19 protein-coding genes are annotated in these 24,850 nt (G+C 73.1%); 5 read left to right on the top strand and 14 right to left on the bottom strand.

What is annotated here, in order from left to right; translation table 11 throughout:
• Positions 1–183: 183 nt before the first annotated feature.
• The 4 genes from mycP to eccB all read right to left on the bottom strand — a co-directional run bounded on the left by mycP (position 184) and on the right by eccB (position 4,092).
• Positions 184–1,371, bottom strand: a complete 1,188-nt coding sequence (mycP, locus tag I2501_RS38145) for a type VII secretion-associated serine protease mycosin (protein ID WP_328806892.1) — start codon at positions 1,369–1,371, stop codon at positions 184–186.
• 209 nt (positions 1,372–1,580) lie between these two features.
• Positions 1,581–1,880, bottom strand: coding sequence for a WXG100 family type VII secretion target (locus I2501_RS38140; protein WP_196198695.1), 300 nt, complete (start codon positions 1,878–1,880; stop codon positions 1,581–1,583).
• Between the two features lie 115 nt (positions 1,881–1,995).
• Positions 1,996–2,307, bottom strand: a complete 312-nt coding sequence (locus I2501_RS38135; RefSeq protein WP_196198694.1) for a WXG100 family type VII secretion target — start codon at positions 2,305–2,307, stop codon at positions 1,996–1,998.
• Between the two features lie 198 nt (positions 2,308–2,505).
• Positions 2,506–4,092, bottom strand: coding sequence for a type VII secretion protein EccB (eccB, locus tag I2501_RS38130; protein ID WP_196198693.1), 1,587 nt, complete (start codon positions 4,090–4,092; stop codon positions 2,506–2,508).
• A 218-nt stretch (positions 4,093–4,310) separates the two neighbouring features.
• On the opposite strand from eccB, the gene eccE reads away from it, so the two are divergent.
• The 3 genes from eccE to I2501_RS38115 all read left to right on the top strand — a co-directional run bounded on the left by eccE (position 4,311) and on the right by I2501_RS38115 (position 9,455).
• On the top strand, positions 4,311–5,660 hold the full coding sequence (eccE, locus tag I2501_RS38125; RefSeq protein ID WP_196198692.1) for a type VII secretion protein EccE: 1,350 nt from the start codon (positions 4,311–4,313) through the stop codon (positions 5,658–5,660).
• Positions 5,660–6,439, top strand: a complete 780-nt coding sequence (locus I2501_RS38120; RefSeq protein WP_236048036.1) for a hypothetical protein — start codon at positions 5,660–5,662, stop codon at positions 6,437–6,439. The genes eccE and I2501_RS38120 overlap by 1 nt, the downstream gene beginning before the upstream one ends.
• A 484-nt stretch (positions 6,440–6,923) precedes the next feature.
• Entirely contained in the window at positions 6,924–9,455 is a 2,532-nt protein-coding gene (locus tag I2501_RS38115; protein WP_328806891.1) for a nucleotide-binding protein, read from the top strand.
• Positions 9,456–9,535: 80 nt separating this feature from the next.
• On the opposite strand, the gene I2501_RS38110 is transcribed toward I2501_RS38115, so the two are convergent.
• The 10 genes from I2501_RS38110 to rimP form a co-directional block, all read right to left on the bottom strand.
• On the bottom strand, positions 9,536–10,480 hold the full coding sequence (locus I2501_RS38110; RefSeq protein ID WP_196198691.1) for a bifunctional riboflavin kinase/FAD synthetase: 945 nt from the start codon (positions 10,478–10,480) through the stop codon (positions 9,536–9,538).
• A 68-nt stretch (positions 10,481–10,548) separates the two neighbouring features.
• Positions 10,549–13,950: a serine protease gene (locus I2501_RS40065; RefSeq protein WP_196198690.1), complete on the bottom strand. Its 3,402-nt coding sequence runs from the start codon at positions 13,948–13,950 to the stop codon at positions 10,549–10,551.
• A 271-nt stretch (positions 13,951–14,221) separates the two neighbouring features.
• Positions 14,222–15,136, bottom strand: a complete 915-nt coding sequence (truB, locus tag I2501_RS38100; protein WP_196198689.1) for a tRNA pseudouridine(55) synthase TruB — start codon at positions 15,134–15,136, stop codon at positions 14,222–14,224.
• 7 nt (positions 15,137–15,143) lie between these two features.
• Positions 15,144–16,289 carry a DHH family phosphoesterase gene (locus tag I2501_RS38095; RefSeq protein WP_196198688.1) on the bottom strand — a complete coding sequence of 382 codons (1,146 nt, stop codon included), beginning with the start codon at positions 16,287–16,289 and terminating at the stop codon, positions 15,144–15,146.
• Positions 16,290–16,291: 2 nt separating this feature from the next.
• On the bottom strand, positions 16,292–16,780 hold the full coding sequence (gene rbfA, locus I2501_RS38090) for a 30S ribosome-binding factor RbfA (RefSeq protein ID WP_196198687.1): 489 nt from the start codon (positions 16,778–16,780) through the stop codon (positions 16,292–16,294).
• Between the two features lie 84 nt (positions 16,781–16,864).
• Positions 16,865–17,161 (bottom strand): DUF503 domain-containing protein, encoded by a 297-nt coding sequence (locus I2501_RS38085; RefSeq protein WP_196198686.1) that lies wholly within the window; start codon positions 17,159–17,161, stop codon positions 16,865–16,867.
• Positions 17,162–17,304: 143 nt separating this feature from the next.
• Positions 17,305–20,373: a translation initiation factor IF-2 gene (gene infB, locus I2501_RS38080; protein ID WP_196198685.1), complete on the bottom strand. Its 3,069-nt coding sequence runs from the start codon at positions 20,371–20,373 to the stop codon at positions 17,305–17,307.
• Between the two features lie 139 nt (positions 20,374–20,512).
• Complete coding sequence (locus tag I2501_RS38075; RefSeq protein WP_196198684.1) at positions 20,513–20,812, bottom strand: YlxR family protein; 300 nt, start codon at positions 20,810–20,812, stop codon at positions 20,513–20,515.
• Positions 20,813–20,976: 164 nt separating this feature from the next.
• The gene (gene nusA, locus I2501_RS38070) at positions 20,977–21,972 is read right to left on the bottom strand and encodes a transcription termination factor NusA (RefSeq protein WP_196198683.1); all 996 of its coding nucleotides are present in this window, start codon (positions 21,970–21,972) and stop codon (positions 20,977–20,979) included.
• Between the two features lie 36 nt (positions 21,973–22,008).
• On the bottom strand, positions 22,009–22,596 hold the full coding sequence (gene rimP, locus I2501_RS38065) for a ribosome maturation factor RimP (protein ID WP_196198682.1): 588 nt from the start codon (positions 22,594–22,596) through the stop codon (positions 22,009–22,011).
• 144 nt (positions 22,597–22,740) lie between these two features.
• Here rimP and I2501_RS40895 point away from each other — a divergent pair, with 144 nt between their 5' ends.
• Positions 22,741–23,754 (top strand): ferritin-like domain-containing protein, encoded by a 1,014-nt coding sequence (locus I2501_RS40895; protein WP_328806890.1) that lies wholly within the window; start codon positions 22,741–22,743, stop codon positions 23,752–23,754.
• A gap of 133 nt (positions 23,755–23,887) precedes the next feature.
• The gene (locus tag I2501_RS38055) at positions 23,888–24,814 is read left to right on the top strand and encodes an aminoglycoside phosphotransferase family protein (protein WP_196198681.1); all 927 of its coding nucleotides are present in this window, start codon (positions 23,888–23,890) and stop codon (positions 24,812–24,814) included.
• The last annotated feature ends 36 nt before the right edge of the window (positions 24,815–24,850 follow it).

Genomic DNA, 24,850 nt, shown 5'->3' with positions numbered 1-24,850 from the left:
CTGAGAGCCCGCCCCCGCGCAGTGCGCGGGGGCGGGCTCTCACGTTTACGCAGAGGGACGTTGCACTACCTCAGGGGCGCGAGGAACTGCGCGACAAGCCACCCACGCAGGTAGAGCACCGAACGAGCAGGGCCATCCGCATGTCAGTGGTTTCTCTCGCCCTGAGGTCGTGCAACTGAACGTTCAGCGGGTGACCGGGCGCGCGGCGCGCTTCTTGTTGTCGCGGAGGACCGTGGCCGTGCCGGCGATGGCGACGAGGCCGATCGCACCGAGCGTCAGAGCGAACAGCGCCGCGCGCTGGTCCTTCTGCTGCTGGGTCTCGCCGAGGGCGAAGGGGCGGGCCTGGACCGGCGACGCGCCGGTCGAGTTCGGCGCGGTCGGGACCGCCGCGTCCTCCGGCGGGGAGTTGTCGGTGACGGCCGCGACCGGGTCGACGATCCCCCAGCCGATGTCCGCGTTCGGGCCGGAATCCGTGCGCTGCGCGGTCTGCTCGATACGGGCGACGATCTGCGCCGGGGTCCAGTGCGGGTACTTCTCCCGCAGCAGCGCCGCCACCGCCGCCGCGTACGGCGCGGCGAAGCTGGTGCCGTTGTCGACGCACTGGCCGCCCTTCGGCACCGTCGAGACGATGTCCACGCCGGGCGCGGCGACGGCCACCGACTTGCCCATCTCCGAGAAGCCGTCGGCACGCTCGTTGTTGCGGTCGGAGGCGCCGACGCCGAGGACGCCGGGCAGCGCGGCCGGATACGTGGGCACGCTCTCGTTCTCGTTGCCCGCCGCGGCCACGACCACGATCCCCTTGGCGATCGCGTTCGCGACCGACACGGCCAACTGGCTGCTCGCGTTGATGCCCTGGTAGGGCTGGCCGTTGGAGTCGGTCAGGTCCTGCGAGATGTTGATGACCTGCGCGCCGTGGTTGGCCGCCCAGTCGATCGCCTGGCTCAGCGTCTGCTCGGTCGCGGTGCCGGGCTGGCCGTCGTTCTGGCGGATCGACAGGATCGTCGCGTCCGGCGCGAGACCCTGGAAACCGGTGCCCGAGCCCGGGCGGGCGGCGATGATGCCGGCGACCATGGTGCCGTGGCCGATCGGGTCGGTGGTCGAGGTGCCGGACTGGCTGCTCTTGAGGAAGTCCTGGCCCGCCACGACCGCGCCCGCCAACTGCGGGTTGTTGTCGTCGACGCCGGAGTCGATCACGGCGACGGTGACGTTCTGGCCCTTGAGGTTGCCCAGCTGGGACATCAGCACCCGCTGGAGCGCCCACGGCTCACCGGGGATCGACGCCGCAGGGAAGGTGCACTGACCGTCGGAAGCGAGCGTGGCCTGCGCGGGACCGGAGGAGCCCAGGGGTTGTCCGAAGGGCAGAGCGGGCACGGCGGTGCATGCGAGGGCGCATGCGGCGACGGCCAGAGCCCTGCGGTGGTGCCTGTTCACGAATCCGGTCCCCCAGGATGATCAGGAAAGACGCCGCACGCGCCCGCGCCGGCCCCCGCGTGAGCGGGAGACCGGCGCGCGGCGCGTCGACGCGATGTTCGCGCGCGATACGGCGCGCGGACGGGCACGCTCAGGAGCGTGCCGAGGCGTCAGGCGCCCCAGATCGAGGCGTTGCGGTTCTCGGTCGCCTGGTAGTTCTGCGCGGCGCTGTCGAGCGCACCGGCGATCTGCTCCAGCACGGAGTGCAGGTCGGCGGCGGAGGTGTCCCACTCGCGCTGGCGGGCCTGGTAGCCCTCCTGCGCCTTACCCTCCCAGCTCGCGGCGATGCGCTGCACGCCCGCCTTCAGGTCGTCCAGCTGCTGCTGGACGCGCTGGGCGGTCTGGCGCACGTCGGACGACGCCTGGGACACGGTGCCGAAATTGACGAGAATGTGGCCGGAGTTGGCCATGGTGTCTCCCTCATCGGTTCTGAACAGGTGATCGCGGACTCACGCGACACGCGTCGTCCGCCGCGGTCGGGCGGCCCGCCCTGGGCGGGCCGGGAACAAGCCGTACGGCTCGGCGTCAGCCGAGGGCCGAGGTGATCTTGTTCAGGCCCGAGTGCTGCTCCTGCTCCGTCGCGGTGTACTGCTTCGAGGTGTTGTCGATCGCGTCCTTGATCTCGCTCAGCACGCGGTTGAGCTTGGTCGCGTCCTCGTTCCACTTCTGCTGAAGCGCCGAGTACGCGGACGCAGCCTCACCCTGCCAGCCACTCGTGATCGAGCTGACCACGTTGTTCAGCCGGCTGAGCTCCTGCTGGATCTGGGAGTTGACCTCGGAGATGCGGGAAGAGAAAGCCCGCATCTCGTCGGCAGTAGTCCTGAACTGACCCGCCATGTAGCACCGTCCCCCATGAGACAGACCTGTGAGAAGAACCGGATGTCCGACATGTGCCGCCCCCGGCCGACGTCACCGAGAGGTGATGTCTTGTAGCACTCTAGCCGTCCTGTACGACAGCCCCAACACCAGGTCTGGCCGAAGTTCGTGCCGATGCGGTACGGAAACGGTCACAGCCCGGTGTCGTCTGACCGATCGTCAGGACCCTTGCGGCGTCTCGGCTGCGTCCTTCGAGAGCATCGGTCCCGAGGGCACCATGCCCGCGAACGAGCCGGGGACCGGGAGCGGCTGGACCTGCCCGTAGCCGAGCCGGGCCGCCGCGGTGTCGTTCTGGCCCGAGCCCGCTCCGGCACCCGCCGCACCGCCTGCCGCACCGCCCGCGGCGCCGGCCGAACTCCCGCCGCTCGCACCGCCGTTGGAGCCGGACGTGCCGCCCGAGGTGCTGCCGGACGTGCCGCCGGACGTGCTGCCGCTGTTGCCGTCCGAGTTCATCTGCACGGGGTAGCGCAGTCCGGTGTCGGTCAGCAGGTAGACCTGACCGCTGCCGCCCTGGCCGCTGACGGCCTGGAGCAGCATGCCGGTGCCCGGCGTGACGTAGACACCCGCGCTGCCCGAGTTCTTGTTCACCGGGAAGTTCTGCCCGACCCAGACGCCCAGCTGCGCGCCGGACTGACCCATGCCGCCGCCGTACACCGCGCAGGCGGCCATCGCGTTGCCGGACACCCCGTTGTTGGCCTGGGTGACGCTGTCCTGCGGCCAGTTCTTGGTGCTCTCGAACGGCGCGAGCTGGTTGGCCCCGGCCATGTTGAACTGGCCGACGGACTGCTCCTGGGTGCTGTTGTGCAGCGCCGCGACCAGGCCCCGGGCGAAGTCGGAGATCCGGTGCGGCCCGTCCTGCAGCAGTACGTAGTGCATGACGTTGCCGCTCGGGTCGGTCGCCTGGAGCAGGTCGCCGATCTTCGCGCCGGAGTAACCGACACTCTGGCCGGAGTACGGCGTGCCGTAGCCCGGGATGTCCGCGCGCGGCAGCGAGATCGCGTCTCCCTGCTGCAGCGTCGCCAGCCACGCGTCGGTGACCTGCTGCGGCTTGCCGTAGCTGAGACCGAAGGCGGCGTCGGCCAGGGTCTGCCCCGAGTCCCCGTTGGTCTCCAACTGGTGTGCCACACCTGACGAGTCGACCAGGTAGGAGTTCTCCGGGGTCTGCACGTACAGCGCCTGGTGCGGGCTCAACCGGCCCTGGCCGCCGACCGCTCCGGCCTCGGAGCCGCCCAGCACGAACAGCTTCTGCCCGACCGGGTCGCCGCTCGTCGCGTCCGAACGGTCGCACGCCGCCCAGGTCTTGGGCGTCGCGGCGTCCGTCGCCGACGGCAGGCTGTCGGGAGCGTAGGGAATGCCGACCGTGACGCCGTGGGAGACGCCGGGCGCGTTCAGCGCCGAGTCCTCGATGTACTCGACACCCGAGTTGCCGCTCAGCAGCAGCCGGGCCGACGCGATGTTGAGCACCGGGTGCAACTGCCCACCCAGCATGACGTATCGGGTGGTCGTCTCCTTGTCGACGATGACGTCGTTGGCGCCCTGCCACCCCTTGGGCGCGGACGGCTTCAACATCCCGTAGGCGCCGAAGGCCGCTATCGCGACCGCACCGAGGACCAGGCTCGGCACCACCGCACGCAACGCCTTGGGCGCGTCGTCGACGTTCCCGCCACCCGAAGGCTGCAGGAACGCCGCGACCGTGCGCCGCCGTGCGAACGTGTAGGCGCTGAGCTCATTGCGGCGTGATGCCATCCCCTTGCTCTCCCCGTTCCTTCGAGCTTCCCCTCGCGCATGCCGTACGTACGGTACGGGTACGGTGTTGCGATCAGCCAACCGGGCCGGGGTTTTGCTCCCGGGCGGTTTTCCGGAAAGCTTCACTCGCGGGTTCCTCGGAACCGGCTCACCAGCACGCCGCACCGAACTCGCCAGAGGCGGTGCGGAGCAGACGACCTGAAGGGGTGCCTCGGGGGATGCCCAGCCAGACCGCTTCGCGCCGCGCGCCGTCGGCGCCAGCTCGCGCGCAGGCCGCGCCGCCGGCCCAGAACGCGCCGGGCGACGTCACCGTCCGGATCCGACCGCGACCGGGGCTGCTCGGTCCGGTGCGGCTGTCCCAGCTGATCGTGGTCGAGGCCGTCGCCGCGGCCGTGCTGATCGGCTGGGTGCACGGCCGGATCGCACTGATCGTCGGCGGAGCGATCGGGGTCCTGCTGCTGATCGCGGCGCTGCTGCGCTTCGGCGGCCTGCCGCTCGGCGACTCGATGCGCGCCCGTGCCGCGCTGAAGAACCGCACCCGCCGCGCCGCGTCGGCCCCTCAGGGCCCGGACGTCGACCCGGCGTTGGCCCCGGTGCTGGAGTGCGAACCCGCGCTGCGGGTCGTGCAGCACACCATCGAGGCCGACGGTGTCGGCACGGTGCGCCGCGACCGCCGCGAGATCGGCATGGTCGGCGACGGCACGTTCCTGAGCGCGGTGATCCAGATCGAGGCCCCCGACCGGCCGCTGCGCCCGGTTCCGGGCACCGTGAGCCTGCCGCTCGACCTGCTGGCGGAGGGCCTGCGGGCCGACGACGTGGTGGTCGACTCGGTCCAACTGGTCCAGTACGCCCAGCCCGCGCCCGCGCCGCACCTGCCCGAGCAGGCGCTGGCCTCCCGCGCCTACCGCGAGCTCCCGCACGGCGCCACCACCCCCGGCCTGCGGATGACCTGGGTCTCCGTCCGCCTCGACCCGGAGCTGTGCCGCTCCGCCGTGGCGGCCCGCGGCGGCGGCGAGCTCGGCGCCCGCAAGGCGCTCCAGCGCGCCGTGGACCAGCTCGCCAGCCGACTTTCCGCGACCGGCCTGCGCGCCACGGTGCTCGACGCCGCCCAGGTCACCTCGGCGATCGCGACGGCCACCTGCCCCAACCCGGTCACCACGACCCAGGGCCGTGGCGCGAACGCGGGCCAGGCGGCCGCCGCCGGAGCGGTCGCGCGTCGCACGGCCGAGACCGCCAAGGCCTGGCGCTGCGACGACCGCTGGCACCGGACCTACTGGGTCGGCCAGTGGCCGCACCTCGGCCCGCAGACCACGCCCGAGCTGGTCAACCTGCTCACCGGCACCCCGGTGCTGGGCAGCAGCTTCGCGCTGACCCTGCGCCAGGCCGGGACCGGTGCGGTCGCACTGAGCGGCCACATCCGCGTCATCGCCCGTGGCGAGAGCGAACTGACCGCAGCCGCACGGCAGTTGGAGACGCGCGCACGCAGCGCCGGGGCCGGGCTGGTACGACTGGAACTGGAGCAGGTGCCGGGCGTTCTGGCGACCCTGCCGCTTGGGGGGACGCGCTGATGGCCACTTCCACGCACCGCCGGGGCCCGTCCGGCCCGGTCACCGACTCGACGTCCCGCAGCGGGGGCCCCCTCCGGCGCGCCGTCGCCGGCTTCGGCCTGCCCGGCCCGCACCGGGAACAGCACGTGCTGACCCTCGACCAGTTGTCCTCGGTCCGCCTGCCCATCGGCGACGACGGCGTCGTCGTCGGCCAGGACGGCAGCGGCGGACCGGCCGTGCTGAGCCTCTTCCGGCCGCGCCCGTACGACGTGGTGCTGGTCGGCGGCATCTGGACGGCCCAGCTGATCGCGCTGCGTGCCGCCGCGACCGGCGCACGCGTCGCCGTGGAGACCGGCCGTGGCCAGGCCTGGGGCCCGGTGGCCCAGGCGGCGGGCGGCGGCCAGCCGTGCATGACGGTGCATCCGATCGGCCGGCTCGGCCCTCAGGGCGCCACGGTCGCCGGTCCGGTCCTGGTCGTGCGCGACGCGGGCCCGCGGCCCGGACGTTCCCGGCTCTCCGCCGCGCCCTGGCAGGCGATGCTGACGCTGATGCCCTACCTCGCGGAGGGCGCGGACCGCCTGCTCGGCTCCGCGGACCTGGTCGGCGTGCAGCGAGTGGCCCCGCAGGAAGCCGAGTTGATCGCCCGGGTGCTGCAGCTCCCGGCGGCGGAGGCGGCGGCGCTGCCCAACCTCGGCGACGGCGTGACACTGTGGACCAACCGCCGCACCCGGAGCTTCGTCCAGGGCGGCCCGACCCCGTCCGAGGCCCAGGTGCTGGGCCAGGCACGACGCATGGACTGACCCCCGGACGCGGGCCGAACGCGGGCTGGTGCACGCGGACCGAACGCGGGTTGTTGAGCCCGCGCGGCTGACCGCGCATGGTTGAACGGAGCGGACCGCCGACGGTGGCGGTCCACCTCCGGGTCGGGGCGGTTCCCGGCCCGGAGCGCGTCGTCCGATGGGGATCCAGTGCGCATCGGGTGAACTTTCGACAGATTTTCGACGGTCCGTCGGGACGGTGAACGGGGTTCGGGCGAACGTCGGGTCCGCGCCGGACGGGCGTGGTTCCGGCCCCCGGTGAGTCCGCGTCGGATCCGGGCAGGTCCGTGCCGGTCCCCGGCCGTGACCAGGTGTGGACAGAGCTTGACGTGTTGAGCGACTTCGGGACACCGTCAGGTGGAGTGACGGACGCTGCCTGGAGCCTGCTCCGGCGGAGGGGCTGCCGAGCCGTCGGTTCCGCCGATTACTCTGGTGGTTCTGCGAGGCAAACGAGAGGGCGAGCACAGTGACCAGCGATCGCGACGGCGTCTATGTCGGCGACCAGACGCCCGACGAGGACGAGGAGTGGTCGGACGCGCCTGACTACACCCCTCCCGCCTGGTACATGCAGAATGCCCCGCAGGTGGGGAGCCAGGCTCCCGCGCCCGTCCCCCAGCAGGGCGGATACCCGGCGCCCGCACCCGCACCCTCGGGTGAACCCGGCGCGCAGCAGCAGTCCTTCGCGCCCCCGGCCCCCGCGGCCTACGGTCCGCAGGGCGGCCAGCCGCCTGCGCCTGCCCCCTTTCCGCCTGCGCCGGTTCCGCCCATGCCCGCGCCGACGGACGGCTCCGCCATGCCGCCGCAGCTGAGCGGCACCCCCTTCGGCCCGCCCGCGCCCGGTGCGCCGGGTACGCCCGGCGTCGATCCGGCACTCGCGGCGTTCGGCCCGACGCCCGGCCCCGCAGCTCCTCCGGCAGCTCAGACTCCCCCGGTTCCTCCCACGCCTCAGGCGCCGCCGACGGGTCAGCCATCGGGCGGCGACCCGGCGCTGGCAGCCTTCGGGCCCGCTCCGGCGCCCGCTCCGGCGCCCGCCCCGGCGGCGGGTCCCGACAAGCCCGCAGAGCAGACGCCGGCACCGTCGGCTCCGGCTCCGGGTGCGCCCGGCGTCGACCCGGCGCTCGCGGCGTTCGGCCCGACGCCCGGCCCCGCTGCTCCCGCCCCGGCACCGGCAGACGGCCCGGAGAACGCCTCCGACGCCCCCTCGGCCGAGAACTCCGCCGCGCCCGGCGCCCCGGCCCAGCCGCTGCCCGGCCCGCCGCAGAACACCTCCAACGGCGGGGTCCCGTCAGCTCCTGGCATCCCGTCAGGTCCTTTCGCGCCGCCTGCCGGTCCGGCTGCGGACGCGGCGGTTCCGGGCCAGCCGCCGTTCGGCCCGCCGCCGGGCCAGCCGCCGTTCGGCCCGCCGCCGGGCATGCCGTCGCCCGTGCCCGGGCCGGGGTACCCGCCTGCGGGCGCACCGGAGGGTCAGCCCCAGCCGCCCCAGCCGGGTCCTTTCGGGCCGCCGTCGGCCGACGCTCCCCCCGGCCCGCCCGCCGGGCCGGGTTACCCGATGCCCCCGCAGCCGGGGCAGCCGACGGCTCAGCCGCCGATGCCGCCCGCGACCCCGTACAGCGCGGACCAGCAGCCGTACCGACCGGCCACCCCCGCGGGTGAGCTGCCGGTCCCGCCGCAGTACCAGCAGGGCATGCCGCCCCAGAACGAGAACCCGTGGGGTGCGCCGCAGGCCGGTCCGCCCCAGGCGCCGAACTCGCCGTGGGGCGCTCCGCAGGCCCAGCCCGTCGCGCAGGGCGCACCGCTCGGCTACACCGCCGCCGTGGAGCTCTCGTCCGACCGCCTGATCCGCAACCAGGCGCCGGAGCGCCGCCAGAACGTCGGCGGCCGGTTCCGTCTGGGCGGAAAGGCCGCCGAGGCGGACCGCCAGCAGAAGCTCGCGGTGATCCGCACGCCCGTGATGACCAGCTACAAGATCGCGGTCATCAGCCTCAAGGGCGGCGTCGGCAAGACGACCACGACCACCGCGCTGGGCTCGACACTGGCCAGCGAGCGGCAGGACAAGGTCATCGCCGTCGACGCCAACCCGGACGCCGGCACCCTGGGCCGCCGCGTCCGCCGCGAGACCGGCGCGACCATCCGCGACCTGGTCACCGCGATCCCGCACCTGCGCAGCTACATGGACGTGCGCCGGTACACCTCGCAGGCGAGCAGCGGTCTGGAGATCCTGGCCAACGACGTCGACCCGGCCGTCTCGACGACCTTCAACGACGAGGACTACCGCCGCGTCATCGGCTTCCTCGGCGAGCAGTACCCGATCATCCTGACCGACTCCGGCACCGGCCTGCTCTACAGCGCCATGCGCGGCGTGCTCGACCTCGCCGACCAGTTGATCGTCGTCTCCACGCCCAGCGTCGACGGCGCCAGCAGCGCCAGCACCACGCTCGACTGGCTGACCGCCCACGGCTACGCGGACCTGGTCCAGCGCAGCATCACGGTGGTCTCCGGGGTCCGCGAGACGTCGAAGATGATCAAGATCGACGACATCGTGGCGCACTTCCAGACCCGCTGCCGCGGCGTCGTGGTGGTGCCGTTCGACGAGCACCTGGCGGCCGGCGCCGAGGTGGACCTGAACCGGATGAAGCCCAAGACCCGCGAGGCGTACTTCCACCTCGCCGCCATGGTCGCCTCCGACTTCGCCCGGATCCAGCCGCAGGCGCTCGGCTGGGGCCAGCAGCCCGGCCAGATGCCCGGCGGCCCGGGTGGTCCGGGGGCTCCCGGTGAGCAGGGCTACCCGGGTCAGCCCCCGCAGGGCCCGCCGCAGCAGCCGTACGACCCGCGTCAGCAGCAGTACCCGTACCCCGGTCAGCAGCAGGGGTACGACCCGCGTCAGCCGCAGCAGCCCCCGGCGCCGCCGCAGCAGGGTCAGGCACCGGGTGCGCCCGGTCAGCCGCCGCAGCACGACCCCCGGCAGCAGTGGGGCTACGGCTACCCGCCGCAACAGTAGGCATGTAGGCACGGAGCAGTGACGGAGGGCCCGCACCGATCATCGGTGCGGGCCCTCCGTCGTGGGGTGGTGACGATCGCTCAGGCGCCGTCGGTCAGCTCCCGTGCGCGCTTGACGTCGTCGGCCATCCGGTCGAGCAGCGCCTCGATGGAGTCGAACTTCTCCATACCGCGCAGGTAGGCGAGGAAGTCGACGGCGACGTGCAGCCCGTAGAGGTCCAGGCCGACGCGGTCGATGGCGTAGGCCTCGACCGTGCGCTCGGTCCCGTCGAAGGTGGGATTGGTGCCAACCGAGATCGCTGCGGGCATCCGCTCCTGATCCACCGTCAGCCAGCCCGCGTAGACGCCGTCCGCGGGCACCGCGGTGTGCGGGAGCGTGGCCACGTTGGCGGTCGGGTAGCCGAGTTCGCGTCCGCGCTGCGCGCCGCGGACGACGGTGCCCTCCACCCGGTGCGGGCGGCCCAGCACCTCGGCCACGCCCGTCATGTCGCCCTCGGCGACCAGGCGTCGGGCCAGCGTCGAGGAGAACGGCGCGCCGCCTCCGGCCTGGCCGCTGATCTGCAGGTCGAGCACGTCGACGGAGAAGCCGAACCGCTCGCCCAGCTCGGCGAGGAGCTCGACGTTGCCCATCGCCCGGTGTCCGAAGCGGAAGTTGGGGCCCTCGACGACCGCGGCCGCGTGCAGGCCGTCGACCAGCACCTGCCGCACGAAGTCCTCGGCGGAGACCTGCGAGAAGGCCGCGGTGAAAGGCAGTACCAGGACTGCGTCCACGCCCAGCTCGCCCATCAGCTCGGCACGCCGGTGGTACGGGGCCAGCAGCGCCGGGTGGCTGCCGGGGCGGACGACCTCGCTCGGGTGCGGGTCGAAGGTGACCACGACGCAGCGCGCGCCCAGCTCGCGGGCACGGTCCACGGCGTGGCCGATGATCCGTTGGTGGGCCCGGTGCACCCCGTCGAAGGACCCGATGGTGACGACGCTGCGTCCCCAGTCCTCCGGCACTTCCGTCAGGCCACGCCAGCGCTGCACTCTGACCGCTCCTCGTCCGTCCTGCGTCCAGACCTGCTCGGGGCGCAGGCCCAAGTGGTTACAACCCCCTATACCTTGCCATGCGCGTGGTGCTGAGATCTCATCGGACTCGTCACACCGCTCGTCGCACCAGCCTCCGACGGCACCGCGGGCACAGTCCCGGGCTGCGTCCCGGGCTCGGTGCCCCACGAGGTCTCCAGCAGTCCGCGCAGTTCGGCCGCCAGCGGCCCCTCCGCATCGCGCAGCGCCCCGGCGAAGACCCGTCGGACGTGCTCCGGCTGCTCGGCGACGAGGCCGGAGACGAAGGCGCGCAGCGTCTCGCGCTCGCCGGGGCCGTGCGCCAAGCGGGCGCGCAGCCATCCCGCCACCTGGAGCGCGCTCTCGGGCCGCCGCCGCAGGTGCTCGTGGACCAGCTCCGCGGCGGCTGCGCGGGCATGCGGTGCCGGGGTGGCCGCGAGCGCCCGGAGCACCGCTGCCGTCTCCTCTCCGGGCTCTTGGAGCCTCGCCGCGTACCCGGCCAGGACGTGCACGGGGTCGCTCTCCAGCGCGGGTGTGAGCGCGGCGGCGCGCAGCAGCGGATCGGCTTCGACGTAGCGGGCCAGTGCCGTCCGCAGATGGCGCGGCCGGGAGAGCGGGTCACGGACCAGCGCGGTCAGCGCCGCCCCGTGCAGCGCTTCGGCCTCGGGCCGAGCGAGCAAGGCCTCGGCGGCGAAGCGGACGAGCGATCGATCAGCCTCTGCTTTCGGATGAGCGGATCCGAGCACGAATGCCGCCGCGACCTGTCGTTCCGGTCGCGGATCGTGGGCCCAACGATCGATCGCTCGGCAGAGTGCCGACGGCTCCCGCTCGGCCAGCTCCCGCAGCAGCGCGTCCGCACGCGGCTGCGCCGCCTCGACCAGCGCCTCCGCTAGCTCGTCGAGGCCCGACCCGCGATGCTCCAACAGCAGCACGGCGGCGGTTGCGGCGACCCGGTCGTCCTCCAGCCAGCGGCAGAGCGCCGGGAACGCGACCGAGGGCCGCGCCGCGAGCAGTCGTCCGACCAGCGCCCGGGGCTCGGGCGCAGGGCTGCGCGCCAGCAGCCGCAGCACGTCCATCCGGTCCTCGACCGACAACGGGACGCGCTCCCAGAACTCCCACGGCACAAAAGGCCCAGCCTCCGGCCGGAAGGCGAGGCGCTCCGCCAGGGACCGCAGCAGCGCCCTGTGCGGCCCGGCGTCCGGCACCCGCTCCAGGGTCCCGGTCAGCAGCCGTTCGGCCCACCAGCGGGGCTCCGAGCCCCACGCTGCGGCATCCGGGCCGTCCAGCCGCCGCACCAGCCGCGCGAGCGCGGGCTCGACGGCACTCGGGTCCACCCCGGCGGCGAGGCCGACCAGCGCCTCCCGCAGCACGCCGATCCGCCAGCGCGCGACCGCGCCACCACGCGCCGCACGGCCGCGGCTACCGCCCGGGGCCGTGGTCACGTCGGCCGCCCTCGGGCCGGGGACGGAGGCCGGCGGCACGGGCGCGGGAGCGCCGGGAACAGCGGGAGCGCCAGGAACGCCGGGCTTGCGAGGCGGACCCGACGGCCCCGGCCGGGGTACCGGTGGCGCCCAGCCGCGCGGCCCTCCGCGCCGGTGCGCGCCCACCCGACGCCCCGCGAACGCCTCCCGCTCGGCGGGCCCGGCGGCCTCCGGCGGGACGGGCACAACGGGCCGGACGGGTTGCACCGGCTGGACCGGCTGGACGGCCTGGACCGGCCGCGCAGACTCGGATCGGTCGACCGAGGGGCCGGGGTCGGCGAGGACCAGTCCCAGGGCCGAGGAGAGGTCGAGGTGGGCGCTCTGCAGCCACTCCCCCATCGCGCCGAGGGCGAATCGGTAGCCCGTCCCCGCCGCCACCAGCAGGCCCTCGTCCAGCACCGCCTGGGCCCAGCCGCCCTCCCAGGGGAAGAGCGCGTCGAAATCGGCCGCGGCCAGCCCGCCGTCAGCGGCGGAGAGCATCAGCCGGGCCGCCTCGTGGCAGCGTCCGGCGACCGTCGCGGCGACGCGCTGGACTGCCGCAAGTCGCCCGCGCCTGCCTGCCGTTCGATCGGCTCCCAGTGCCTCGGCGACCCGCAGGCAGGCGAGGTCGAGGCGCGCCGCCAGCAGTTCCGCCCGCGTGGGCGGCCCGTCTTCCGGCAGCGCCAACTCCGGGCAGGCGCTGCATAGTTCGGCTAGCAGACGCAGGCGCAGCGGATCGGTCGGCACAGCTGGGAACAGCCCGCCGAGTCCATGCCGGTCCGCCACCACGGTCGCCGTGACGGCGTCCAGCGGCCCGAGCGACCAGCAACTGTGGACGTCGTCCGGCCCGAACGCCGGGCCCATCCCCTCCCAGAACTCCGGCAGGCAGCCGAGCGCCAGCCGGGCGTCGACCCGCCGCAGCCGACGTACCGACTCTGCGCACCAGGCCCTCCATCGGGCCAGCAGCTCCGGCGGAGCCTCCTCGGGGCCGTCCAGAACCACCAACAGCGGTCGCCGGGCACCCGCCGCGACACGCGCCACCTGGCCTCCGAGCGGCGCGGCGGCAGGGCAGTCGAGGATCGAATGAGCACGGCGCAACGATCGATCGATCGCATCGATCACACTGGCGTCGCCCGCGGCCAGATCCGCGCCGCGCAACCAGACGGTCGGCAGCCGGTACGCCGCCCGGCTCCGCCGCAGGGCGAGCGCGGCCAACTCCGTGGTCCGCCCGCTGCCGGTCTCGCCGACCAGCGCGAGCACCGGCCGGACCGGGTCCCACCCCTCCGCGGACTCCGGCAGCCCCACGGGACGCGGCACCCGCCCTTCCCCTGCCTCGGCCACCGCCGTCCCGAGCGTCGCGGTGGTCAGCTGCAGCACCCCGGCCAGGTTGAGCGCCCGTCCGTGCGCGGGCACGCTCTCCGCGTTCCGCGCCAGCAGGTCCGCCACGACCGGCTCGTGCACGACCGTCCCGAGCGGCACGGCGAGCACCGCGCCCCGACGTCGTGTACGCAGCGCGGCAGTCGCGACGCCCACCGCCGCGCCCGTCTCCGCGTCGACGACGGGCGCGCCCGCTGCCTGCACGGGCAGTCCGTAGGGAGCCTGCTCGACGCCGAGCAGCCAGATGTCGGGGACCAGCCAGAACCGTTCGGACGACTCGTAACGTGCGGTCACCAGTCCGGAGATCCCGCCGGACAGCGCGGGCGCCAGCCCGGGCAGGGTCACCAGGCGCGTTCCGTGCCCGTCGGCGAGCGGCCAGGGGCCGCCGGGCGGCGACCGGTCCGCCCGGATCAACGCCAGCCCGTGCGCCGGCAACGGCACGATCCGCTCCGCGCGGACCCGCACCGTGGTGCCGCCCGGGTACACGAGGGTGACGCCGGTCAGGCCGTCGACCACCTCGTGCGCCGTGAGCAGCGTCCCGTCCCGGTCCGCGCCGAACGCGAGTCCTCGCGGACCGCCCCGCAGATCCCCCACCTGCACCAGCCCCGGCCCCACAGCGCCTCCCGGATGTCGCCCACCGCGTCATCCGTGAAGCTGCCCGCGTCAGGTCACCACCTGCGCGTCACCCACCCGTCCGCCCCCACCGCGCGCCGCGCGCTCGCCCGTGGGAGGGAAGAAGGTTTGAGTGCGAGAAGAAGATTCAGGCGCGAGGGGACGTTGCACTTCCCAGGGGCGCGGGGAACCGCGCGAGCAACCACCCTCCCCCAGCCTTCGGCCGGGGGTACCCCACCGGATGGCCCTGCAACGTCCCCCACTGCAGAAGTGATCAGACGAAAACGGCGAGCGAGATCGCCTTCCCGCCCCGTTCCTCGATCAGTGCCAGGAACCGACCCTCCGGGTCGAAGACCGCGATCGGGTCGTCGCCGCCCAGCCCCGGGGCGTCGACGCGGACGCCGTGCGTCAGCAACCGGGCCTGCTCCTCGTTCACGTCCCAGCGGCGGAACGCCGCCGCAGCAGCGTCCGCGATGGGCAGGACGCGGTCGGCGAAGGACTCCTCCAACTGCTCCAGCGTGTACGCGGTGTCGATCCCGTACGCGCCCACCCGGGTTCGCCGCAACGCGGTCAGATGGCCGCCGACGCCCAGCGCGGAGCCGAGGTCGCGGGCCAGAGCCCGGATGTACGTACCGGAGGAGCAGTCGACCGTGACGTCCAGGTCGACCACCGGGGTGCCGTCCTCCGCGACGACGTCCCGCCGCGCGTGGACCTCGAAGCGCGACACCGTGACCGGGCGGGCGGCCAGTTCGACGTCCTCGCCGTCGCGGACCCGCGAGTACGACCGCTTGCCGTCGATCTTGATCGCGCTGACCTTCGACGGCACCTGCTGGATCTCGCCGGTCAACTCCGCGACGCCCGCCGCGATCGCCGCGTCGGTGACCGCCGAGGGGTCCACCGCCACGGAGGCGGTGACCTCACCCTCGGCGTCGTCGGTGACCGTGGCCTGGCCGAGGCGGATGGTGGCCTCGTAGGTCTTGGTCGTCAGGGCCAGGTGGCCGAGCAGGCGGGTCGCCCGCTCGCTGCCGACGACCAGGACGCCGGTGGCCATGGGGTCGAGCGTTCCGGCGTGGCCGACCTTGCGGGTGCCAGCGAGACGCCGGACGCGGGCGACAACGGTGTGGGAGGTGATCCCGGCGGGCTTGTCGACGATGATCAGACCGTCGGGGCCGGTGCCCTTGCGCTTCAAGAGGTGATCAATCTTTCGTTTCAGTCATGGAGTTGATCGACGTCCGGGCAGCGATCGCGGCCCCGCCCAGCGCGGTGAGCGCCTCGCGGAAGGCCGCCACCGTCGCCGGCACGCCGATACGGGAGCCGAAACCGGCCGCGTAGGCGTGGCCGCCGCCGCCCAGCGCGGCGCAGGCCGCGGCGACGTCGACGGCGCCGTTGGCGCGGGTCGAGCCGCGCAGGCTGCCGTCCGGGTCCTCCTTGAGGACCAGGGTGACCTCGGCCTCGGCGGCCTTGCGGACCACGTCGATCAGGCCCTCGATCTCCTCCGGCGGCACGCCGTGGGCGACCAGGTCGGCCCAGGGGACCCAGGTCCAGACGAGGCCCAGGCCGCCCGCCGCCTCGGGTTCGAGCCGGGCCCGCTCGAGGGCGGCGGCCAGCACCTTGAGGTAGCCGAACGACTGGGTGTCCCAGAGCCGACGCGAGATCACGTCGTGCGGCACGCCGGTGGCCAGCAGTCGGGCGGCGAACTCGTGCGTCGCGGGGGTGGTCGCGGAGTAGCGGAAGGAACCGGTGTCGCTGGCGACCCCGGCGTAGAGGCAGGTGGCGATCGACCGGTCGAGCGGAACGCCGAGCCGGCGCAGCAGTTCGTCGACCAGCACGGCGGTGGCCGGCGCGAGCGGGTCGATCAGCCGACGCCGTCCGAAACCGCCGTTGGACGCGTGGTGGTCGATCACCACCAGCATCCGGGCGGACTCCGCCTTGCCCTGGAGCAGGCCGAGGCGGCGCGGGTCGGCGACGTCGAATGTGATCATCAGGTCGGGCCGGTCAGGCACCTCGGAGACCGGGACGATCAGCTCCTGACCGGGCAGGAACCCGAGCGACGCGGGCACCACCTGCGGATCGTCACCGAAGGAGACCCGTGCCCGGACGCCGCGCTGCCGCAGCGCGAGACCCATCGCCAGGGCCGAGCCCAACGCGTCCCCGTCGGGGAGCACATGAGCGACCAGATCGATCGATCGGGCCTCGGTGATCGCATCGATCACCGACTGCCAGTCCTGATCGTCCGGTCGGCGCAGCTCGGCGCGCGGCGCCGGGAGGGCGTGCGCGGGCAGCGCGGAGGCGCCCACCTGCGCGGTGGGCGCCTCCGACGCGTCCTCCTGCCGGCCGAGCACGGCTACGCGTCCTCTGCCTCGTCGCCGTCGTGGTCCTCGGCATCGGCGGCGTCGAGGTCCTCGTCGTCTTCCTCACCGGGCTTGCGGTACGGGTCCGCGTCACCGGCGAAGGACTTGCCGACGGCGACGCTGCGCACCTCGGCGTCCTGGGCCCGCGCGCGGACGAGCAGGTCGTCCAGGTGGCGGGCGGTGTCCGGGACGGCGTCCAGAACGAAGGTGAGCGACGGGGTGAACCGCACCCCGGTCTCCCGGCCGACGGTGGAGCGGAGCACGCCCTTGGCGCTCTCCAGCGCGGCGGCCGAGGCCTCGCGCTCGGTCTCGTCGCCGTGGACGGTGTAGAAGACGGTGGCCTCGCGCAGGTCACCGGTGACCCGGGCGTCGGTGATGGTGACGAAGCCCAGGCGGGGATCCTTGATCCGCCGCTGCAGGGTCTCCGCGACGACCACCCGGATGCGGTCTGCGAGCTTGCGCGCCCTCGCGGTGTCGGTCACTGGTCCTCCTCGTGCTGTGGGCACCGACGCACAGTACCCAAACGCGCCCACCTAGGGGCGTCCTGAATGCCCTGAATGATTGTCCTACTCGTCCTCGTCATCGCGAAGCCTCCGCCTCGCGGCGAGCAACTGCACCTCGGGCCTGCCCGAGACGAGCCGCTCGCAGCTGTCCAGGATGTCGACGACGTAGGACGATTCGCCGGACACCACGGCCAGGCCGATCTCGGCCCGGCGATGCAGCTCCTGATTACCGGTCTCAGCCGCGCACACGCTGTACTTGCGCTGCAGTTCGGCCACGATCGGTCGTACGATCGACCGTTTCTCCTTGAGGGAGTGAACATCCCCCAGCAGAAGATCGAACGTAAGAGTTCCCACGAACATGTGTGACAGGTCACGCCGACCTGTGAGGCCCCGGGGACTGCTGATGTGATCACCGTACCGAGCGAGAAGGGGGCCGTCGACGGGAATTCAGCCCGTCTTCGGCCCCCTTGCTCGTTGCTCAGTCAGTCACGCACGTCAGACGCTCACGCGCGCGGCTTCTCCCGCATCTCGTAGGTCTCGATGGTGTCCTCGACCTTGATGTCGTTGTACGACCCCAGGGTGACACCGGCCTCGAAGCCCTCGCGGACCTCGGTCGCGTCGTCCTTGAAACGACGCAGACCCTCGATGGTGAGGTTCTCCACCACGACCTTGCCGTCGCGGATGAGGCGAGCCTTGGCGTTGCGCCGGATGAGACCCTCGCGGACCAGGACACCGGCGATGTTGCCGAACTTGGAAGAGCGGAAGACCTCGCGGATCTCCGCGGAGCCGAGACGCACCTCCTCGTACTCCGGCTTGAGCAGGCCCTTGAGCGCCGCCTCGATCTCCTCGATCGCCTGGTAGATGACCGAGTAGTAGCGGATGTCGACGCCCTCGCGGTCCGCCGCCGTACGGGCACGGCCCTCGGCCCGGACGTTGAAGCCCAGGATGATGGCGTCGGAGCCCATGGCCAGGTCGACGTCGGACTCGGTGATCGCACCCACACCGCGGTGCAGGATGCGGAGCTCGACCTCCTCGCCCACGTCCAGCTTGAGCAGCGCGTCCTCCAGGGCCTCCACCGAACCGGAGACATCACCCTTGATGATGAGGTTGAGCTGCTGGATGCCGCCGGCGGCGATGGCCTTGTCCAGGTCCTCGAGCGAGACGCGGACCGGACGACGCGCGAACATCGCGTTGCGGTCGCGGGCCGAGCGCTTCTCGGCGATCTGGCGGGCGGTGCGGTCCTCGTCGACGACGATGAAGCTGTCGCCGGCGCGGGGCACCGAGGTCAGACCGAGCAGCAGCACCGGACGGGACGGACCCGCCTCCTGCAGGTTGTTGCCGTTCTCGTCGAGCATGGCGCGGACACGGCCGTAGCTGTCGCCGACCACGATCGAGTCACCGACGTGCAGGGTGCCGCGCTGGACCAGGACGGTCGCCATGGCGCCGCGACCCTTGTCCAGGTGGGCCTCGATCGCGATGCCCTGGGCGTCCTGCTCCGGGTTGGCCCGGAGGTCCAGGCTGGCGTCCGCGGTCAGGACCACGGCCTCCAGCAGCTGCTCGATGTTCAGGCCCTGGCGCGCGGAGATGTCGACGAACATGGTGTCGCCGCCGTACTCCTCGGCCACCAGACCGAACTCGGTCAGCTGACCGCGGACCTTGGTCGGGTCGGCGCCCTCGACGTCGATCTTGTTGACGGCGACCACGATCGGCACACCGGCGGCCTTGGCGTGGTTCAACGCCTCGACCGTCTGCGGCATGACACCGTCGTTGGCCGCGACCACCAGGATCGCGATGTCGGTGGACTTGGCACCACGGGCACGCATGGCGGTGAACGCCTCGTGACCCGGGGTGTCCAGGAACGTGATGGCACGCTCCTCGCCGTTGACCTCGGTGTTGACCTGGTAGGCACCGATGTGCTGGGTGATGCCACCGGCCTCGCCCGCGACCACGTTGCTCTTGCGGATCGCGTCGAGCAGGCGGGTCTTACCGTGGTCGACGTGACCCATGACGGTCACGACCGGCGGACGCGGACGGAGCTCGTCCTCGCCGCCCTCGTTCTCGCCGAAGTCGATGTCGAAGGACTCGAGCAGCTCGCGGTCCTCGTCGTCACGGCTGACGATCTCCAGCGTGAAGCCCATCTCACCGGCGAGCAGCTGCAGCGTCTCGTCGGAGACCGACTGGGTCGCGGTGACCATCTCGCCGAGGTTGAACATCACGGAGACCAGGGCCGCCGGGTTGGCGTTGATCTTGTCCGCGAAGTCCGTCAGCGACGCGCCGCGCGAGAGGCGCACGGTCTCGCCGTGACCCTTCGGCAGCATGACACCGCCGATGGACGGGGCCTGCATGGCCTCGTACTCCTGGCGCTTCGCACGCTTCGACTTACGGCCACGGGCCGGACGGCCACCGGGGCCACGGCCGAAGGCGCCCTGCGTGCCACCACGGGCACCCGGACCGCCGGGACGACCGCCGAAGCCGCCGCCACCACCCGGACGGGCGCCGCCGAAGCCACCGCCGCCGCCACCACCGGGACGCGGGCCGCCGAAGCCGCCGCCACCGGCCGGACGAGCGCCCGGACCGGCCGGACGACCCTGGAAGCCGGGACGACCGCCGCCGGCACCGCCGGGACGACCGCCGGGACCACCCGGACGACCGGCACCGCCGGGGCCCGGACGCGGACCGCTGGCCGGACGCTGCGGCATCATGCCCGGGTTCGGACGCGGCATGCCGGACGGGCTCGGCCCACCGGGACGCGGAGCGCCCTGCGGACGCGGCATCCCACCGGGGGCACCGGCGCCACCGGGGCGGGGCCCACGGTCGCCACGCTCGCCGGCGCCGGGAGCGCCGGGACGCGGAGCGCCACCGGGACGGGGACCGCGGTCACCGCGCTCGCCACCCGGAGCACCGCCCGGACGCGGAGCACCCGGACGCGGACGGTCGCCACGCTCGCCACCCGGAGCCCCACCCGGACGCGGAGCGCCGGGGCGGGCCATGCCGGTGTTGCTGGACGTGAACGGGTTGTTGCCCGGACGCGGACCGGACGGGCGGGCACCCGGCGTGGCCGGACGCGGGGCACCCGGACGCGGCGCGTTCCCGGAGGGACGCGGAGGCACGGGCGCGGAGGGGGTCTCCGGCTGGGCCGGAGCCGGGGCCGAGAACTCGGCGGCCGGCGCGACGGGGCGCGGGGCAGCCGGGCGCGGACCCGGGGTTGCGCCCGCGGGACGCGGCGCGGCGGGCGCGGCCGGGGCGGCGGGCGCCTCCGCGGCAGCGGCCGGACGCGGCGCAGCCGCAGCGGGCTTGGGGGCCGGCGGACGCGGCGCGGCGGGGCGCGGAGCGCCCGGCTTCGGGCCTGCACCGGCCGGCTTGGGCGCGGCGGGCTTCCCGGAGGAACCCGACGCGGACTTGGCGGGGGCACTGCCACCACCGAACGCAAGCTCCAGCTTGCGTACAACAGGCGCCTCGATGGTCGACGACGCCGAACGGACGAACTCACCGAGCTCCTGGAGCTTGGCCATCACGACCTTGCTCTCGACGCCCAAATCCTTGGCGAGTTCGTATACCCGGACCTTAGCCACTTCGCTCCTTCTGGTCCGGGACTCCGCCGGACCGTCGCTATTGCTTCATGCTCGTACTCATCGCGTACTCATCGAGTGCTCATCGCAATCTCGACCTACTTTCGACTTCGCGAGGTACCTGTTACCTGACAACTTCACTTCACCGAACACCTGCGGTCGCCCCGGCGGCGATCTGCTCGACGTACCGCTCGAGTGCGGCGGTGTCGAGCGGTCCCTGCAGGCGGAACGCCCGCGGGAACGCCCGTCGGCGCAGAGCCGACGCGAGGCAGCCCGGCTCGGGGTGCAGGTACGCGCCCCTACCGGGCAACGTGCCACGGGGATCAGGGACGCATGCGCCCTCCACCGCCGTGACACGCAGCAGATCGTGCTTGACCGATCGCTTCCGACACCCCACGCACGTACGTTCCGGGCATGCTGCGGTACGCGTCCGGCCAGACACGTCCAAGTCTACCCCTCTGATGGTCTTGGATCCGACTCGGTTATCCGCAGGCGATCGAGCGCTGCGCCACCGAGCGGCTCCTCTTCGTCACTCCCGAGCCACTCCCGGGCTACGTCCGGGCCAGGCCCGGCTCATGTCCGGATCACGTCCGGCCCGGGTTCCGCTCAGGCCTGGTCGGCCTCGGTGCCCTCGGTGTCCGGGCGGATGTCGATACGCCATCCGGTGAGCCGGGCGGCCAGGCGGGCGTTCTGCCCCTCCTTGCCGATGGCCAGCGAGAGCTGGTAGTCCGGCACGGTGACCCGGGCCGAACGGGAGTCGTAGTCGACGATCTCGACCTTCGTCACCCGCGCGGGGGACAGCGCGTTGGCAACCATCTCCGCCGGGTCCTCGGACCAGTCGACGATGTCGATCTTCTCGCCCATCAGCTCGCCCATCACCTGGCGCACCCGGCCGCCCATCGGGCCGATGCAGGCGCCCTTGGCGTTGAGTCCGGGCTTGTCGGTCCAGACCGCGATCTTGCTGCGGTGACCGGCCTCGCGCGCGATCGCGGCGATCTCGACGCTGCCGTCGGCGATCTCCGGGACCTCCAGCGCGAAGAGCTTCTTCACCAGGTTGGGGTGGGTCCGCGAGAGCGTGACGGACGGGCCGCGGACGCCCTTCTTGACCGAGACGACGTAGCACTTGAGCCGCAGCCCGTGCTGGTACTCCTCGTTCGGGACCTGCTCCTGGGCGGGCAGGATCGCCTCGATCTTGCCGATGTCGACCAGCACGTTCTTCGGGTCCTTGCCCTGCTGGACCACACCGGTGACGATGTCGCCCTCACGCCCGGCGTACTCGCCGAAGGTGACCTCCTCCTCGGCGTCGCGCAGACGCTGGAGGATCACCTGCTTGGCGGTGCTGGCCGCGATCCGGCCGAAGCCGGTCGGGGTGTCGTCGAACTCGCGGGGGGTCGACCCCTCCTCGACCTCGTCGGGGTCCTCGGTGGCCCAGACCGTGACATGGCCGTTCTCACGGTTCAGCTCGACGCGGGCCTTGGACCGCGAACCCTCAGTGCGGTGGTACGCAATGAGGAGGGCCGACTCGATCGCCTGGACCAGCAGATCGAAGTTGATCTCACGTTCGCGGACAAGCCCGCGCAGGGCGCTCATGTCGATGTCCATCGCTACGCCTCCTCTTCTCTCTTCAGTTCTCTTCGTTCACGCCTCGTCGGAGGCGTCGTCCTCGGTGTCGTCAATGTCTTCGGCGTCGTCGATTCCGTCGACGTCCGCAGCGTCTTCGTCCACAAAGTCTTCATCGGCAGCCGAGTCCTTGCGGTTGAACTCGATCTGCACCCGGGCCTTGGCGACCTCGGTGAAGGCGAGACGGCGCTCGGTGGCCTTGCCCCGGCCCTTGACCGGCGGGATCTCCAGCAGCACGCCCTCGTCGTCCGACTCCAGCACCCGGCCGGTCACCTCGGCACCCGTGGTGAGCTGCACCTTGACCAGGCGCGTCGTGGCACGCCGCCAGTGGCGCGGCTGCGTCAGGGGACGGTCGACACCCGGGGAGCCGACCTCCAGCCGGTACTCGCCGTCGCCCATCAGGTCGGAGGCGTCCAGCGCCTCGCCGAAGACCCGGCTGAGCTCGGCCACGGCGTCCAGGTCCACGCCGCCGTCGGCGTCGACGACGACCTCCAGCACGCGGCGTCCGCCGACCTTGCCGAGCCTGACCTCCTCCAGATCGGCGCCCGCCTTGGCGGCGAGCGGCTCCAGCAGCTCGTGCAGCCGATCGTTCTGGGTGGTGCTCATCCGGGTTACTCCTCGGCCGCGTCTGCTGTTGTCGGAAGGTCTAAGTGCGCCCATAGCCTATCCGGTCGGCCGTGCGCGCGCCGATTCGGCACAAATCACCGCGTGACTCCCACGTGCCCGGCGCACACGGTAACGTCCCTGCTCATGGCCGTTCTCCTTCGCCGCCGCAGCCTGCTCTCGGCCGGGCTGCTCACCGTTCTCACCGCGTGCGGGGGCACGACGGGGCACTCCGGCGCATCGGCGACCGCCGTCGACCCGGACACGGCGGCCCGGCGTCGCGTGGGCACGGCGATGACGGCGCTGGTGACGGGCTACGAGAACTCCCGCGAGGAGACTCCGGACCTGCAACGGCTGCTGGTGGCGGAGCTGACCGCGGTGGATCCGGGCGCGGCCCGGGCGGCGGGAGCCCCTGGAACCACGGGAGCCGCGAAGGCGATGGCAACGGCGTCGGCGGCAGCGAGCGCGCAGGCGACCATCGGCGCGAGCCCTTCGGCACGGGCCTCCGCCTCCGCGACGTCGGCGTCGGCCGCTCCGGTCGGCAACGCGGTGCTCGCTGCGCGGGAGTCGGCGCTGGCCACCCTGTGCGCCACGGAACTGCTCGCGGTCTCGCCCGCGTTGGCGCGGCTGCTCGCGTCGGTGTCGGCGGGTGCGGCGCAGCGCGCGGTGGTGCTCGGCGCACAGGCGCCCGCCGCCTCGGATCCGACGTCGGCCTCGGCCCCCACCCGTCCCAGCGCCGCCGAGCTCAGCTCGCTCCAGGCCGCGCTCGGCGCGGAGGACGCCGCCGTCTACGGCTACGGAGTGATAGGGGCGCAGCTCAGCGGCTCCGACCGGGGCCTGGCTTCGACCGACTTCGACCTGCACCGCGCCCACAGGGACGCCCTGTCCGCCCGGATCACGGCGGCGGGGGCGCGCCCCCAGGCCGCGGCGGCGGCCTACCTGCTGCCGTTCGACGTCACGGATGCCGGATCCGCCCGCCGGCTGGCCACCCTGCTGGAGACGCGCCTGGCCGCGGTGTACGCCAACGGTGTGCAGGCCGCGACGGGCGCGCCGCGAAGCGAGGCCGCCACCGAGCTGCGGGCCGCCGCGTTGCGCAGCCTCTCCTGGGGCGGGACGCCGACGGCCTTCCCCGGCCTCCCGGACCCGGCCTCCTCGGCCTGAGGCCCGCCCGGGCTCTCGGACCTGTGCGGACTGCCCGGACTGCCGTGGCCGGCTTGTTGTCCGGGGCAGATGCCGGGAGCCGCGCAGCATGGTCGACAATGGGAAACGGCACGATCACCGAAGAAGGGCGAGCATGACGGCACCAGGCTTCCGTATCCCCGCCCGGCTCCAGGACACCGTCAGGCGCTGGACCGACGGCGCCGGAGAGGCGTGGCTGACCGCGCTCCCCCGGCTCGCCGCCGAGAGCCTCGCGCGGTGGGACCTCGTGCTGGAGCGCGTGTGCGAGCCCGGCGGCCAGATCAGCCTGGTGCTGCTGGTCCGCCGTGCCGACGGAACACCGGCCGCGCTGAAGATCGGCTACCCGCACCCCGAGGGCGCCCAGGAGCACGCCGCGCTGACGCACTGGGACGGTCACGGCGCGGTCCGCCTTTTGGAGTCCGCACCGGAGGACGGCACCCTGCTGCTGGAGCGCCTCAACAGCGAGGTGCCACTGCTCTCGCTGCCGGAGGGCAAGGCCATGCTGGAGGCGCTGGGCGCGCTGCGGCTGCTCTGGGTCGCGCCCCCGGAGCAGCACGACTTCACGCTTGTTGCCGACTACGTGCAGGGGCTGCGCGAGGCGCTCGCCCGGCGTCGCGATCTGCCCGCCGCGGCGGAGCTGCTTCCGCTGGTGGACGAGGCGTTGGAGCTGTCCGCCGCACTGCTGGCCGACGCGACCACCCGCGACGAGCGGCTGCTGCTGCACGGCGACTACCACCACGGCAACGTCCTGGCCGCGGAACGCTCCCCCTGGTTGGCCATCGATCCCAAGCCGTTGGTGGGCGAGCGCGCCTACGACCTGGCCTGGCTGGTCCAGGACCGACTGGAGACGCTGGCCGGCTCCCCCGGGCCGGAGGCCGCCGCCCGTCGCCGCCTCCACCGGCTGGCCGACGACGCCGCCGTGGACCGGGACCGGCTGCGCGGCTGGACCCTCTTCCGCACCGTCGAAGCGGGGCTGTGGAGCCTGGACGTGGGCGACACCCAGCATGCCTCGCTCTACCTGGAATTCGCTGCCATGATCTGATCCCCATCGACTGCGACCGTTCCGGTCGAACGATCT

The sequence above is a fragment of the Streptacidiphilus fuscans genome (assembly GCF_015690355.1).
Classification (GTDB): domain Bacteria; phylum Actinomycetota; class Actinomycetes; order Streptomycetales; family Streptomycetaceae; genus Streptacidiphilus; species Streptacidiphilus fuscans.
Note: the sequence above shows the minus strand (reverse complement) of the source record. Positions and strands in the feature narration are given on the sequence as shown.